Annotated in this window: 16 protein-coding genes; 9 read left to right on the top strand and 7 right to left on the bottom strand. The window is 60.2% G+C overall.

Going from position 1 to position 13,034, the window contains the following annotated elements:
• Nucleotides 1–21 precede the first annotated feature (21 nt).
• On the bottom strand, nt 22–507 hold the full coding sequence (locus ACVIGB_RS05225; RefSeq protein ID WP_456717793.1) for a hypothetical protein: 486 nt from the start codon (nt 505–507) through the stop codon (nt 22–24).
• A 167-nt stretch (nt 508–674) separates the two neighbouring features.
• Nucleotides 675–3,266, bottom strand: coding sequence for a transglycosylase SLT domain-containing protein (locus tag ACVIGB_RS05220; protein ID WP_456717794.1), 2,592 nt, complete (start codon nt 3,264–3,266; stop codon nt 675–677).
• Nucleotides 3,267–3,500: 234 nt separating this feature from the next.
• Here ACVIGB_RS05220 and ACVIGB_RS05215 point away from each other — a divergent pair, with 234 nt between their 5' ends.
• Nucleotides 3,501–4,661: a hypothetical protein gene (locus ACVIGB_RS05215; RefSeq protein ID WP_456717795.1), complete on the top strand. Its 1,161-nt coding sequence runs from the start codon at nt 3,501–3,503 to the stop codon at nt 4,659–4,661.
• 78 nt (nt 4,662–4,739) lie between these two features.
• Here ACVIGB_RS05215 and ACVIGB_RS05210 read toward each other — a convergent pair whose 3' ends face one another.
• The 3 genes from ACVIGB_RS05210 to ACVIGB_RS05200 form a co-directional block, all read right to left on the bottom strand.
• Nucleotides 4,740–4,976 carry a hypothetical protein gene (locus ACVIGB_RS05210; RefSeq protein ID WP_456717796.1) on the bottom strand — a complete coding sequence of 79 codons (237 nt, stop codon included), beginning with the start codon at nt 4,974–4,976 and terminating at the stop codon, nt 4,740–4,742.
• 90 nt (nt 4,977–5,066) lie between these two features.
• Nucleotides 5,067–5,549 carry a hypothetical protein gene (locus tag ACVIGB_RS05205; RefSeq protein WP_456717797.1) on the bottom strand — a complete coding sequence of 161 codons (483 nt, stop codon included), beginning with the start codon at nt 5,547–5,549 and terminating at the stop codon, nt 5,067–5,069.
• Between the two features lie 30 nt (nt 5,550–5,579).
• Entirely contained in the window at nt 5,580–6,671 is a 1,092-nt protein-coding gene (locus ACVIGB_RS05200) for an omptin family outer membrane protease (RefSeq protein WP_456717798.1), read from the bottom strand.
• A gap of 407 nt (nt 6,672–7,078) precedes the next feature.
• On the opposite strand from ACVIGB_RS05200, the gene ACVIGB_RS05195 reads away from it, so the two are divergent.
• The gene (locus ACVIGB_RS05195; RefSeq protein ID WP_456717799.1) at nt 7,079–7,330 is read left to right on the top strand and encodes a hypothetical protein; all 252 of its coding nucleotides are present in this window, start codon (nt 7,079–7,081) and stop codon (nt 7,328–7,330) included.
• A 467-nt stretch (nt 7,331–7,797) separates the two neighbouring features.
• Here the strand turns inward: ACVIGB_RS05195 and ACVIGB_RS05190 are convergent, their stop codons facing one another.
• Nucleotides 7,798–8,073, bottom strand: a complete 276-nt coding sequence (locus ACVIGB_RS05190; RefSeq protein ID WP_456717800.1) for a nucleotidyltransferase family protein — start codon at nt 8,071–8,073, stop codon at nt 7,798–7,800.
• Nucleotides 8,074–8,297: 224 nt separating this feature from the next.
• Between ACVIGB_RS05190 and ACVIGB_RS05185 the strand changes: the two genes are divergently transcribed.
• Nucleotides 8,298–8,678: a hypothetical protein gene (locus tag ACVIGB_RS05185; RefSeq protein WP_456717801.1), complete on the top strand. Its 381-nt coding sequence runs from the start codon at nt 8,298–8,300 to the stop codon at nt 8,676–8,678.
• 250 nt (nt 8,679–8,928) lie between these two features.
• On the opposite strand, the gene ACVIGB_RS05180 is transcribed toward ACVIGB_RS05185, so the two are convergent.
• Nucleotides 8,929–9,471, bottom strand: coding sequence for a hypothetical protein (locus ACVIGB_RS05180; RefSeq protein WP_456717802.1), 543 nt, complete (start codon nt 9,469–9,471; stop codon nt 8,929–8,931).
• Nucleotides 9,472–9,623: 152 nt separating this feature from the next.
• On the opposite strand from ACVIGB_RS05180, the gene ACVIGB_RS05175 reads away from it, so the two are divergent.
• From ACVIGB_RS05175 to ACVIGB_RS05150, 6 genes are all read left to right on the top strand, one after another.
• Entirely contained in the window at nt 9,624–9,944 is a 321-nt protein-coding gene (locus ACVIGB_RS05175; protein WP_456717803.1) for a hypothetical protein, read from the top strand.
• Between the two features lie 167 nt (nt 9,945–10,111).
• Nucleotides 10,112–10,660, top strand: a complete 549-nt coding sequence (locus tag ACVIGB_RS05170; RefSeq protein WP_456717804.1) for a hypothetical protein — start codon at nt 10,112–10,114, stop codon at nt 10,658–10,660.
• 2 nt (nt 10,661–10,662) lie between these two features.
• Nucleotides 10,663–11,154, top strand: a complete 492-nt coding sequence (locus ACVIGB_RS05165; RefSeq protein ID WP_456717805.1) for a hypothetical protein — start codon at nt 10,663–10,665, stop codon at nt 11,152–11,154.
• Between the two features lies 1 nt (nt 11,155).
• On the top strand, nt 11,156–11,350 hold the full coding sequence (locus tag ACVIGB_RS05160; RefSeq protein ID WP_456717806.1) for a type II toxin -antitoxin system TacA 1-like antitoxin: 195 nt from the start codon (nt 11,156–11,158) through the stop codon (nt 11,348–11,350).
• A 262-nt stretch (nt 11,351–11,612) separates the two neighbouring features.
• Nucleotides 11,613–12,506, top strand: coding sequence for a hypothetical protein (locus tag ACVIGB_RS05155; RefSeq protein WP_456717807.1), 894 nt, complete (start codon nt 11,613–11,615; stop codon nt 12,504–12,506).
• 119 nt (nt 12,507–12,625) lie between these two features.
• Entirely contained in the window at nt 12,626–12,889 is a 264-nt protein-coding gene (locus tag ACVIGB_RS05150; RefSeq protein WP_456717808.1) for a hypothetical protein, read from the top strand.
• Nucleotides 12,890–13,034: the final 145 nt, after the last annotated feature.

Genomic DNA, 13,034 nt, shown 5'->3' with positions numbered 1-13,034 from the left:
CGTAACGAGACGCGAAGACCGTTATGGCGTCATGGCCGACTGAACACCAAGTTCGCGAAGGAAGGTCTCATGACCTTCGTCGTCGGCAAACTCGATGATCTTGTCATATTCGATAGGTCCGCCCTGGAGATAGATCTGCACCTGCTCGCTAAAAAACGTGCGATCATTACCAAGGTCGATAAAACCCGACACTTCGCCCTGCTTCTCCAGGGCCTTGAGCACCTTGCTCTGTTCTTCCGAAAGGACGAGCGGCTGGCCGCCGACATCAGTCTCTTTCATGGCCTCGAGTTCTTCGGCGCGTTTCTCAAGGTCTTCCATCATGTCTGGATTTTCCTTGAGGCGCCCGGAAAGATCAGATTCCGCGATGTCTCCCATGACACCCCGGACTTCCTCGATGGCAGCGAGCTGAGCGATACGAAAGGGAATGCCGCCGCCTTCAACAAGGCGGATTCTGGTGCCGACTTCATCAAAATAGGGTTCGTAGCCGTATCGGTTATTTTTCGCCATCGTCGAGCTTTCGAGGTTGAGATCAGACAGGACGTCGAGTGACCGGATTCTAGATCGCGCTGCTGCAAGGCGGAATCCTTCGGGCTCTCAGCTGCGCACACTGGACCTCACGACCTATCGGTGCATGCTTTGTAATGCGCCGCGAGGTCGTGAATAGAAGTGCTCGATCAGAGCCCGAAGCGCGGAGCGTACGGCTCGTCTTCTTCACGCAGATACTGATCGGCGTGCACCACCTTTGGTCGCTCGGGCGGCTCATGCCCAGGCTGATGGTTGGGACCGTTGTCAGTAGCCAGCGGCGATGCATCCGCAGAGATCTTGGTGGCCGACCTCGGATCGACGGAAGTGAATTGACCCACGCTGCCGGCCGAAGCCGCCCGCGTCATCATTGGCTGAGGCGTCTCGCCCTGTCGATCGGCAACGACCGTGACCTGCGACTCGGGCGTCACCTCGGGTTCTGCGTGTGCCGGTTCGCTCTGAGGGGCCGCAGTCTGTGCAGCACTGGCAACGACGGTTGACCCGACGACCCTCTTCGGAACCCTTACAGCAACAAGCCTCCCGCCGGTCTGGGGCACCGCATCAACGAACACGAGGCCTTCGGACGCAAAGCCGTCGCGCATGGTCCTCGGCATCAGCTTGGCATAGGGCGCCAGCATGTTCAGATCGAACTGCGATGCATTCTTCAGGTGATCCTGAATCGACGCCGGCAGTCGGCTGAAGTTGGGGCCGAAGCTCTCGATGATCTCCGATCGGGCAACAGACGTGGCCATGCTGCTCAGCTTGCCATGCGCATCGATGTAACTCACGATCCGGCCGGAGGTGAGGCGATAGCTGGCAGGCTTCCCCGGAACGATGGGGGTGCGGACATACTCCGTCTCGTAGACGATCGTCTCGCCTGCGGGCTTGGCGGCTTCTGTTGGCCCATCAAGCGCGGCGACCTGAACCTGCGGGGTCACCGGCGCCGGCGCACTGGCCGACCGAGCATGACCGGCCGGCTTCTCGGCAGCAGCGGCCTGCGTCGGGGTTGCCACCGGGTGAGCGCGGTGCTTCGTCGTGACACTGGCATGCCGCTCGGCTCGGGGCGCGGCGACCGCAGCCGGGCGCGACGCCTCGCGCTGGGTGGCAGTCGGCGCAATGTCATCAACGGCGGCCGCCGCCTGCTCGAACGCCTGGAAACGACGCATTCCACCGTCCGGCCCCTCGAACCACGTTTTGAAACCGGCTGCGACCTGGGTGAAGGTCTTCTTCGTGCCGTCCTTGCCCCAGAACAGCGACTTGTTGGCCATTGCAGCCTTGTAGAAATAGTCCGCTGCCGGACCATCGGGCCATTGCTTTGCGAGGCTGAGGAAGCGGGCGGCTTCGGCCGAGCCGAAGAAGTGCGCCATATAGCGCTCGCCCGCCGTCGGCGCGCGGCCCAGGACCTTTTCGATGACGGCGCGATCGCTCTTTTCCATCGCTGCCGCCATGGTGGCCGAGGCGAGCGGATCCGAGCGCATTGCAAGGATCTGCGCGCGCTTCGCCGGGTTGGCGACGACGTAGCCTCGCGGGGCCGCCTTGATCTCCTTGGCGACGTCCTCGTAGCCGTATTGGGACCCGAAGTTCTTCATCACCTGGAGCCAGGTCTGCTTCAGAAACTGGAAGAGCCCCGAGGCGCTCGACGTCGAAGCCTGCAATTGCGGCCGGAAGCTCGACTCGCGTGAGGCAACTGAGGCCAGATAGACCGGATCGTTGCCGGTGACCTTAGCGGCATGGGTGATCGATCTCACCACGTGAGCATCGACCTTCTCGCCGCCAATCTTGACCGTGTTTCCGGTGAGTTCATACCCTGAATAGGCATAGGCGTTCGCCGGCCCAAAGCCCTTATGTGCCTTGGTGGCATGGGGGCCAAGATCGGAGAGATCAATCCTGGATGGCTCGACAGCCGCGATTTTCTGTTCGCTCGCCCTCACCAGCGCCTGGGCGTCCATGGCAATGCGAGCATCGTTCTCCGCCGGGGAGGGCAGGGAGGCGGCATCGACGATAAGGCCCGTTCGCTCCATCTGCGCCAGGCGCTCGGAACGATCCATGTCATCCGCGATCTGGTTGGCCGTGCGATCGGCGAGCGCCGTCAGGGCGGCCATCGCAGGGGAGAGCTCCCGCTTCATCAGCTTGGCGGACGCAACGCCCTCGGCCACCTGTTCATTCAGCCAATTCGTTGCGCTCGACTTGGCTCCGTCGTAGGCCTCATGCGCCGAGGTCAACACGGCATGCCCCGTCTCGGCGAGGGCATCACGAGCCCCGGAAGCCAGATCCTGGGCTACGTTGATAGCGGCGCCCGCAACATCGGGAGCCCGCGCCACAGCCTGCCGCATGGCCTCGTCGTCGTGGGTCTGAACTTCGACTGCGAACGTCTGAGCCCGAGAAATCTCCTGGCCCAGCGCCGAAGAGAGGCTTGCCGTCAACGTCGCGGCCGGCGGGATCACTATCTGGCTGACGGCCGCCGATGCACTCCCGATCTGGGAAACGGCCGACGGCCCAACGGCCGTACCGACGATAACACCGGCAGCCAGGGCGAGCACGACAGAGAGCCTGCTGCCGCCGTGAGACATCGTCTTGGGCAGATGTGCGGTAGCGCCGGGAGCAACAAAGGAGCGGAAGCTGGCGCCCGGGACGCGGCGAGGACCGAGACTGGAACGTGGTCGTGCGGGCTCGACCCGGCGCATTGCCGGCCGCACCTGACGCTTTCCGAACTCCGGGACCGATTTCGCCGGCGGCTGAAGCATTCCAAATTCCCCGCAGGAGCCTATTGCTGCAATCGTTATGCTGTACCGGCCCCCCGCAAGTCGCAAGTTGCAAGGACTGAAATATCGCTAACAAATCTGGATTGGACATTTTCAAGAGAAGGGGACAGTAGTCAAATCCTTGGAGCTGTGCCCTTACACAAGCACCATTGAGAAGCCATAATCGTCCTTCATTCGGGGTCCTACATCCCCCGCGTACATCGCCGGAGCCTTCGCATGCGTGCTCAAGTCGGGATCCGTACATCCCTCGTCGCCATTTCAGTGTTCGCGGTGATGCTGTCCTCCCCGGCGCGAGCCATCGACGGCAGTCAGCCTCCGGCAAGCGGAAATCCTGGAGACTGGACCACTGCCAACGATCCGTCTCCAGCCAATTGGCCGATGCAGGCAGTTCAGACGCTTCCTCCGGATGTGTCGCCGGCACTTCCGAATGCGTCTGCTTTCGCCAAGGGCGTCTACATCGATTACAGCTGGGCGTTTCCCACACATGGCACTGGCGACGCGGGCTTCGTCTACACCATGAAGCAGCCCTTTATCGACGCCAACTTTGACGGCACGATTCCTCCGACCACCGACGGAGCGGCCCTCAACATTCTTTCCAGCGATTATTCGGTGAACTGCAGCGGGTTGCTTGCAGGCACCGTCTACGCCGGCGGGGGCGGCTCTCCGCAGTACGTCTGCACGATCAACAACGCCCCTGCATTCGACGCCAGAACACTGATGGATGCGCTCGCCTCAATGGGCTGGAACTTCACGATTGTCTTCCCCATGACGGATCCCGGCTTCGGCAAAGCGCTGATCTTCTGGAGTTCGGATCCGATGGACGCGACCTATGGGCAATTGCCCCAGCATCAGGGTTTCGCGCGTGTCTATAACGTGAACTGGCAGGATCAATTCCCGTCGACGGATGTGTCGCTATGTGATTACCAAGGGCCGACATGCCAGCCGAACGGCAAGACCTACACCTTCGCCCATGCGGATGCCGTCGGCGATTACATAGCGAGCCTCAACTCCTCGCTCCGCGAAACCACCTTCCGCGGCTATCAAATGATCGCTACGGCTATACCGGACCCCAAAGCAGACATACCGACAACCGCGTATCCGTACGCTGTGATCGTCACGGATTCCTGGATCAACGCTCCCGTCCAGCCTCCGGTAGAGCCGGCACCGATAGTAGCGAATGGCGCAAAACCGGAGGATCTCAATATCGCATCGACCGGCAACGGCGGCGGGGTCGGGAGGGCCGGCGCCGGCGTCGTCTCGACTGCGAGCGGCGTCGTGCCGTTTGACACTGTGGCGTTCTGCTCTGCGCCGGGAAAGAATGGTCAACCCCGGAGCCAGACCTGGATCAACGCCTGTATTGCGGCAACGCCGCACTAGCCTCGGCCTCCAACTCAATTGTTGACCCAAAAAAGCGGCGGTCCTCCCGCCGTTTTTTCACTTTTTGTCGCTTTGTCTTCAGGGGGCCAGGGAACGATTCTCGTCGGCCGGCTGCGTCTCGCGCTGCCTGATCTCTTCACGCAATTTCAATCCGGCTTCTCGCAGCTCGTCACCGCGCTCTCGGCTCACCCACATCGTCACGCGGGACATGCCCTTGGACGCCGAATATTCCGTGTGAACGGTTGCGAATTCGCCTACGTGGAAACCAGGAACGAGGGCGACCAAGTCGACATTGTTCTCAGGCGTCTCGGCCATAGCAGATCTCCATGGGAAGTAGCTGATCCGCACAAAGCCATCAGCTCGAACGGCAAGACACAAGACAGGGATGCTCGTCCCTGCGTAAGCTCAGACAGGCGCCAGCTCGTAGTCGCGAACGTTGCGCTCGATCAGCGGGAGAGCCTTTGCGTCGTCCGCTGAGATTAAGCCATCTCGGACGCTCTGGGCGCGGCTCGCCGGATCGAAGACGTCGATATTGTGCCGCTGACTGATGTCCTCTGCGAGCTGCTGAAGTCGAGCCAGTTCTTGCAGGATGCCCTGCGCAAGTTCGCCGCGCTCGTCGAACAGGCTCATCAACTCCTCACCGAGCTCAACGACAAAGAGGTTCTCGGTGTCGACCAGGATCTGCCAGGCGCCCTGAGCCGTCTCCGCCATGCCAAATGCGTGCGCGCCGGCCCCAGCGCCGTCGCCGACGAGCGCGAACACCAGGTTCTCGGCATCGATCAACCGATAACCAATCGCCTGTGCCGGCATCATCGGGACAACGACGGCGACCTTGCCATCATTGCTGATCAGGGTCTCGACCCGCTCGATAGTCGTCGTCCCGCTCATCCGAGGCTCCAATTTCCATAAAACACTATTCTAGAACGCAAAGTTGGCGCGACCGAAGAAGCCGGAGGCGTCGAGCTTGTTGGTGGAGTAGGTGTCATAGCCCTCGGTACCGGCATTGCCGCTTTCGAAGTGCCACCAGCGATAGCCGGCGCCGATGTTCCAGCCGGAATCCGGAAACTTGTAGTCGACCGATGCCTGGAACTGGTAGCCCGTGCCATTCGAGCTGCGGTCGGTGAAGTCGACCTGGCGGACAAGATGATTGTCGACGTTCTTGTACTGTCCGAGGAAAAGGTAGTCGCCCTCAGCATTGATCGAGAAGCGAGGGGTGATCGGGTAGCTCGCCGAAAGACCGATGCGGGGTCCCCAGAAAGTGACCGTATTGCGGATCACATCGGTGCCGGCCGTGACGGCCGGAGACGCACCGAGCGCGGGACAGCCGGTATTCACGTTCACGACGTTGCAGGAGAGGCTGTTCGCCAGGAACTGATCGCTGTTGTAGAAAATGCCCAGGAACGGGGCGACCTTCAGCTTCCAGTTATCGGTGAACCAGGGGTTCCAGCCGATATCCGCGCCGAAATAATACGGTGTCTGCGATCCACCGAGCTTGGAGCTGGTGTTGCTGTAACCCAAACTATCGACAAAATCCTGGTCGACGAGGTTGCCGCCAAAGTTGATGCCGCCGCCGCCCATGCCACGCAGCCAGAGGCCGGTCGAAAGGCTCGACAGCTTGAAGTTCACTTCGAGCGTAACTGCGGAGGCACCGCTGAAGTCCAACTGGGAGACCTTGGCGCCCGTATTGTCGAACAGATTGACGCCAAACTTCTTGGAATTGGCGTACCAGAACGCCGCCCCCATTTCGAATTCCGAGACCGGAACGCCGTTCACCATCGAACTCTGGGCGTGTGCCGCGTTGCCAGATACGACAGCCGCAGCGACGGCCATGGCGATCGCGATTATCTTCACCCCGCGCATTACTAAACCCCCTGAAACCCCATCAAACCGAGTTTGACGGTCCGGTGTTTTCAAGGACTCGTCAACGGATTTGGACCGGACGGCCGCAAGGATTCGTGGAAAAAAGAAACAAGTCTCGTTCACAGCATAGAAAGCCCGCGATTTGGGCATAGTCGGCCCGCGAACGAGGAAACCCCGCTATGAGGCGGGGTTTCCTCGTTTCCCGGCCGGCGAATGGCAGGGGCTTAGACAGGCCTGCCCGGCTGCCAGACTGTTCAACATGACTCCCTGAAGCCAAATATGCCCGTCTACATGGGACGGCACAGGTTAGCCGTCGCACCGGCGCCGTCTGGTCCAAAGGTGACCTGCACGTCCGCGCTCCTGGAGACCGAGAGTGTGATCTCCACATCGGCATAACCGGCCAGCTGAGCGATATTGAGGGTGTCGGCGCTCCGCTCGTACCTGACCGAGAATCCGCTCGTGTTTAAAAATCGTACCGGGATCGTAGCAATCAACGCTGCTAGATCGCACGGCACGCTCCGCCACTGGATGTCGGCGAGGCGCACTAGGAGATCACAGTGAAACCCACCCGTAAGACAACAATCGTCCTCATCCTGTTTCAGCTCGCATCTGCAATAACGACGCTTGCGGAACACATCGATACGATCCGTGGCCCCGGATTCGAGATCCACTTTTCTGCTAATCGCTCGCCTCCGGCGGGCGGTTACAGTCCCCTCGACGGCTATATGCAGTTCGTGATGACCACGGATAATGACGCGGGGTCAGTGAGCCCGTATTGCGAATTGGGCGGGATTAGCAAAGCTACCTAGTTGACCTGCCGCTCCGTGGTGGCTGCTGCCCGATCGCCGCTCCCGAGCTCAAACTGCGGCAAGGCGAACGGTCCTCCTGATATTCCGGGAGGACCGTCCGAAGCTCATCCGCCTGTGCCGTCGTCATCGTCGTATTTCCGCACGAGGGATCTTGCCGCCTCCACGGCTTTCGGATCGATGTGGATGCAGTGTCCCATACGATGCCCCAATCGATCCGCAAGTAGCCGCGGGACATACGGTCGTCATCATCCGGGCGAGCTTGAAGTTGAGGTCAGGGACCGTTCGGTCCAGTTCCGGAATCCAGATCATCCAGCTTGCCTCGCTGAGCGCTTCAATGCACCTAGCAACGGCGTCCTGAACCATCTCGTCGGCCAGAAATCTGGAACGGTCGACGCCGTCCACATGCCTCTGCACGCGCTCGCCCCAGGAGACGATAACGCTTAACCAGTGGCGTCAGGTTCGCTTGTTCATGGGATGGGCGTCAGGTCCGCGTCAGCCCTGCTGGTAACATCCGGGGCAAGAAAGCCCTCTGTGAGAACCTCAACCCTGCACCCCAAGAGGGCCTCGAGCTCGAGCTCAACCCTCGCCAAGTCGTACAGCGTGGTACCCTGAGGGGCCTCCACCAACAGGTCCAGATCACTGTCCTCGGTGTCTTCGCCGCGTGCTGACGATCCGAAAAGTCTCGCGTTGCGCAGGCCCGCCCGATCCAGGATCTCGCGAACCTGGTCATGATGGTCAGCCATCGCAATCGAAGGTCTCATCGAAAATCGCCTTCCGTAGGAACTCTGCAGCCAACGCCGAGCTTCCCCGCGAAGATAAACAACCTTCCCGGAACTTAAAAGAGCAGCCTTAAGCCAAACGGCCTAGTCCCTGACGGCTCGCCCAGACTTTTGCGCGCTCTCGAGCTACGTTAGGGCGCCAGGATAGAAACCATCGGCCCTACCGAAATCAACGTGCCGGTCTCAAAATGCCCGTCGATCATGTCCGATTTTGTACCAACAAATACCTGGAGAACTCGTCCGGCTTTCGCCCGGCGGCCGCGCATCCGGACCTGGTCGAGAAAGCAAGTGAGTTGATGAAGGCACCTCAGGCGACGGAGATCGGGGCTGTGCTGGGCGTGCAGACGATCGCGGAGGACTCCGACGAGATCGCCTTCATTGTTGGCGAGAGTGGGCTACAGGATTTCCGCGCGATTGACCTCGATCTCGACGATGGCTCCAGTGTTAGGCTCAAAGTCGAAAGCGGGCACGGCAAGCTTCGAGACGCCTTCGCGGTTTCGTCTTTCCTCGGTCATTTGCTTCAAAGGTTGAAGCAGGGCCATCCGGCCTACCAGCCGATCTCGGGTTGAGGAGTTCGGCCGCTGGTGGCCAGCGCTGGACCGTTACCGACGATACCGTTCCAGACGACGAAAGCATCCTCGACCTGAGCGCTGGGCGGCAGACAAAAAAGGGGCCGCGTTGCCGCGGCCCGAAAGTTGATTGAGAGAATTCACGGGATCAGCTGATCCGGGGAATTACAGGAACAATCAGGCACTTGATTCAGGCCGGAAGTTGGCCTCAATCGTGGCGAAATCAAGAATTCTATCTGAAGGTGTAGGATTAGCTTACGCGATCCAATCTGGCTTGGAGCGCATAGGGGGCAAGATTGGTGCTCGCGCCGGGAATGTTCAGTGGGATCAGCGACACTGCACCGGTAGGGCCGCCCGCCAACACGCCATCCGCTCCATCGTAGTCGCCGGACAACGTGTCGGCGCCCAGCAGGGCGGGCAGGACGACCGACCACACCAGCGATCCCGAGCCAACCGAGGATGGCACGGCTGCTGAAAGGGTCACTGAAACAGAATAGCCGGAGACCGGCCCAGGCAGTGCCGGATTGAAATTACAAGCCGCCCTGATGAGAGCGCCTGCCGAAGCATTTGCGACCGCCGGACACACCAGCGTGCCCAGCCGCTTGGTTTGAGGCGCCTCTTGCGGGACAAGCTGGCCGAGCGGGACCTTCGGTGTGCCGGCCGGATCTAGCGGTCTGAGCGGAACGGTGTCGTGGGAAGCGCCTGGATTGATCGGGGTGAGCGGAGCAAATTGGGCCGTCGCCGGCGACATAAGCAGCCCGAGCAGTGCGGCAAAAATAGGCTTGGACATCATGGTGAATGGTCCTTGGAGGGGTCGAGCACCAAACCATGCGCTAACCGCGAGAGCAAGCCGGGACAGTGTTTACCATTTTTAGGTGAACTCGATAGATCGTCGCCGTAGGATTAGAGTAAGGTCGCGGCCGTAGTCCTATGGGAGAACTTCGAATGCACGCCTATTGCTTTGCGTCAGGACAGATTGGTTTCGGTGACGGGCTGCCCGCCGGTGCGCTCCCGATCGCCCGCGGAGAACCGTCAGTTCTGATCGAATTCATCAAAGGCGTCGCCCGTCGCGGCTATGCCGGAGAGACGTTGTTCGTCCCTGGATTGCCTGAGGCGGCCAGCCAGGAGGAAGCCCTCGTGAGTCTCGAAAAGTTCACCAAATCCATCAACGAAAAACTCCCGGCAGGGGTCTCAACGATCTATAGTCACGCCGCTCGCGCCAAAGGCCTCGATTCTGAAGCAGCGACCACGGGATCGAAGGTCTAAGATCTCAACAAACGGCATTCCCGGAACTCAGCTCCTAGCCGACAAACTGCGAAGCAAGCGTTTGTTATCCCGGCTCAATACGTCAAGCCGATAAGCTATCCTCCGGCAAATCGGCTGGATCCGAAACCACCAATCGCCAATATCGCTCTAGACAGGGTACCGCCTTTATGTCTCGTTCCGCCAACGCCATCGCTTTTGGTCGCCACAATGCCCCGGAAATCGTTGCCGCGCTCCGTGCAACCGGACTGGTGGAGGATGGCATCGAAACCTTCGGTGGGAAAACGGACTTGGTTATCGGTACGCTGTCGTTTACCCGGAAGGGCAAGGACAGCTTCAGCACGCTCTGGATCTTTGACGGATCGATTGGCGACTCCCTGGACATCTATTCGGGAGATCGGACGCTTCTGTCGACGAATTTTGGTGACGACGACATTCTCCGGGGCATCCTGAAATCGTTCGGCGGTTACGTCCGGCCGGACGACGGGGAAGAAGAGAAGTGGGACACGGTCGACGCCGAAAACGTAGAGTTCTCGCCGGAAGACCGTGTCCGGATCCAAATCGCAAAGATTGTCGGCCCCAAGCGGGTTGAATCGATCATGGAGATCGCGAGCGACCCGGCGAAATGCCAAGCATTGGTGGGGGCTTTGACAGCCTTTTCGGCGATCACCAACAAATTCGACCTCCGAGAGAACCTCGAAGGCCCGGGGATGATGTAGAGATGACCACAGCCATAGCAGTTCTTTTTGGCACGCGATCACCGGAGGAGGTGGCTTCAACGCTACGCTCTTTGGACCTGGTTGATGGCGAGATCGAAGTACTCAAAGGTCGCACGCCGCGGATCGGAACGCTCCTGTTCTTCGCCAAGGGGCGACCGAATCAGAGGCGGTCGCTCTGGGTGGTCAATTCTGCCCTTCCCCATCCCAACCAGTTGCCGGCTGAGCGTACCCTGCTGATCGTTGGAGCAACGCGCGACGGGCAACTCGTCCTGGAGACGCTGACGAAAGCATCTGGTGGGTATCTATGCCGTCGCGACAACGACCAGCCGAAGTGGCTGGCCTTCCAAGCCCCGCAGCCCGGCACCGGCCCCATTGACCCGCTTCCGCCGGAAGAAATGGAGAGCATGTTGCGCGAGCTCGAGGCGCCGATCAGGAGCCAAGAATACCTGGACGATTTCCGGGCCGTGGCAATGGCTACCTCACCAACCCTGTAAGATGGCCTGGCTCAAGCTCAAGACTACCGAAGCGGACAAGAGAGCCCTGGTGGAGGCGGCAACTGTGGCCGGGATGTCGCTGTCCGCATTCTTAAGGTCGGCCGCTGTCACTGAAGCCTACCGGATCCTCGGGAAGCCGCGCCTGGTCTATGATCGTGACCAGAGCTCTCCCACGTCGGCCGGTCGCAGGCCGTGAGGAAGTCCGCTTCCGAATGAAGTGCTGACCCGCCGGTGCGAGGTCTCAGTCTGACCCGGAACGAACCTCAAGACAGGCTGTGCCCGGCCTGCCATTTAAGGCCGCTCGACGGCATGCCTGTTCTATTGGGACGCCGATCGAACGCAAGACAGGCGGCCAGCGGCGGACGATTAACCGCGTATACACGCGGGGCGTGCATTGTTGCTTCGGCTACGCTAAAACTCAAATGCAGCGGGTAGCAGCGTCGTTCATTGGTCATTCCATGAAGATCGTCAAAACTATTACTCTCTTGGCCATCGTGGCCTTTGTCGTCGCCTTTATGAAGGTCGAAGTCCGGAATTTAATGCATGAAGGTTTCTGGCCCGGATTGGCCGGCGTGCTCGTTTGCGTCGGCATGATTGTCGTGACGATGGCGTTGAACGCCCGCGCCAGGAAACGCCTCAGGGCTGAAACGGCCGCTCAAGCAGATAGAGCGCCGAGGCGCAGTCGGTCTGAGAATTTCAGTCACAGTAAAATAGGCAATCTCCTCGCGGCATATCCCGGGCCCATCACGTTGACCTCTTCGCGGCTAAAGTGGTGGGTTGCGATGATCCTGAGCGCCGTGATGACTGCTGCGTCCATCTTTACCTGCGTTGTTGCGTTTTTAAGTCTGCAGGCCGGCAATAAGACTGCCGGCATTGGCATAGGAATGTCTATCCTTGGTGTAGGCCTGTTCGGCTTTGGTATTGTGCTTTCTGCACGCACTCTGTTGGTTGGAGCTCTACAACTCGACAGGAATGGATTTCAAGTCACTCGTTTTGGACGAAAGCAATATCTCTGGGCAGAAGTGTCCGACTTCCGCCCTTATCGCGTCAGGTCCGCGTCGGGCGTCCAGTTCGACGCGCTGAGGCCTCGTTCACAGTATGTTGCCGCGATGAACGCGTGGCTCGGATATTCCAACGACGCGCTTTCCGACACTTTCGGCTTGGAAGCGAAAGAACTGGCCGATCTTATGGAGGCTTGGCAAAGCGCGGCGTTGGATGGTGAGGCGCATGGTCTCAACGCACATACAACGTCTGGTGTTGGCCCTTTCCCGACTTCGCCTCATGATCAGCGGATGTCTGCTCGCCGGGATCGAGCGGACGTTGGCGGAAAGCCGCGCGACTTCCGAGTGTGACCATAACTGAGCGATCAGATCCTCGCGGCCTCTTTGGGCGCAGTTGGCGCTCGCGGGGAGCTCGTCCGAGACAGGCTAAGCCAAAGCGTCCGCCTGACCTCGTCAGGAAGCACGGTCCCGTGTGGATCAAGCATGGTCATGACGTCGACAGCTTGCTGAAGCGACAATCCGCTTGCGACTGCCTGTCGAGCGCCGGCGGCCAGCAATTCGGCCAGCTCATCCCGCGCCAGTTCACCGCCCGCGTCGGCCTGGGCACGCAGCAGTTCGCCGAGTTTCACGACCGTATTCCGGATCTTGTAGGCGTCGGGCCTCGGCAGGGCCATCTCGATACCAAGCTTCTTGAAGAGCTCTCCTGGACGGACGTGCATTTGCCGGGCGAGTAGACGCACTTGGTCGTCTGCCCGCATGGGTGCGACCGCCGGTGGTCGAACGGCGTTCTCAGCCGGATCCGCCTTGAGGGGACCAGCCCCTCCGATCACAGTGGCGATTACAAGGGCAGCTCCACCGCCGCGGTGGAAGGCGCGAATG

Source organism: Bradyrhizobium sp. USDA 4341, from assembly GCF_054063755.1.
The sequence above is the reverse complement of the archived record's forward strand: the minus strand, read 5'-3'. Positions and strand labels throughout refer to the sequence as shown.

Bases quoted from the DNA above. Each gene is read 5' to 3' on its own strand.
- ACVIGB_RS05160 (WP_456717806.1), top strand. From the start codon at position 11,156: ATGGCCTGGCTCAAGCTCAAGACTACCGAAGCGGACAAGAGAGCCCTG.
- ACVIGB_RS05205 (WP_456717797.1), bottom strand. From the start codon at position 5,549: ATGAGCGGGACGACGACTATCGAGCGGGTCGAGACCCTGATCAGCAAT.
- ACVIGB_RS05185 (WP_456717801.1), top strand. From the start codon at position 8,298: ATGCCCGTCGATCATGTCCGATTTTGTACCAACAAATACCTGGAGAAC.
- ACVIGB_RS05220 (WP_456717794.1), bottom strand. From the start codon at position 3,266: ATGCTTCAGCCGCCGGCGAAATCGGTCCCGGAGTTCGGAAAGCGTCAG.
- ACVIGB_RS05170 (WP_456717804.1), top strand. From the start codon at position 10,112: ATGTCTCGTTCCGCCAACGCCATCGCTTTTGGTCGCCACAATGCCCCG.
- ACVIGB_RS05165 (WP_456717805.1), top strand. From the start codon at position 10,663: ATGACCACAGCCATAGCAGTTCTTTTTGGCACGCGATCACCGGAGGAG.
- ACVIGB_RS05200 (WP_456717798.1), bottom strand. From the start codon at position 6,671: ATGCCCAAATCGCGGGCTTTCTATGCTGTGAACGAGACTTGTTTCTTT.
- ACVIGB_RS05155 (WP_456717807.1), top strand. From the start codon at position 11,613: ATGAAGATCGTCAAAACTATTACTCTCTTGGCCATCGTGGCCTTTGTC.
- ACVIGB_RS05180 (WP_456717802.1), bottom strand. From the start codon at position 9,471: ATGATGTCCAAGCCTATTTTTGCCGCACTGCTCGGGCTGCTTATGTCG.
- ACVIGB_RS05190 (WP_456717800.1), bottom strand. From the start codon at position 8,073: ATGGCTGACCATCATGACCAGGTTCGCGAGATCCTGGATCGGGCGGGC.
- ACVIGB_RS05215 (WP_456717795.1), top strand. From the start codon at position 3,501: ATGCGTGCTCAAGTCGGGATCCGTACATCCCTCGTCGCCATTTCAGTG.
- ACVIGB_RS05210 (WP_456717796.1), bottom strand. From the start codon at position 4,976: ATGGCCGAGACGCCTGAGAACAATGTCGACTTGGTCGCCCTCGTTCCT.
- ACVIGB_RS05175 (WP_456717803.1), top strand. From the start codon at position 9,624: ATGCACGCCTATTGCTTTGCGTCAGGACAGATTGGTTTCGGTGACGGG.
- ACVIGB_RS05225 (WP_456717793.1), bottom strand. From the start codon at position 507: ATGGCGAAAAATAACCGATACGGCTACGAACCCTATTTTGATGAAGTC.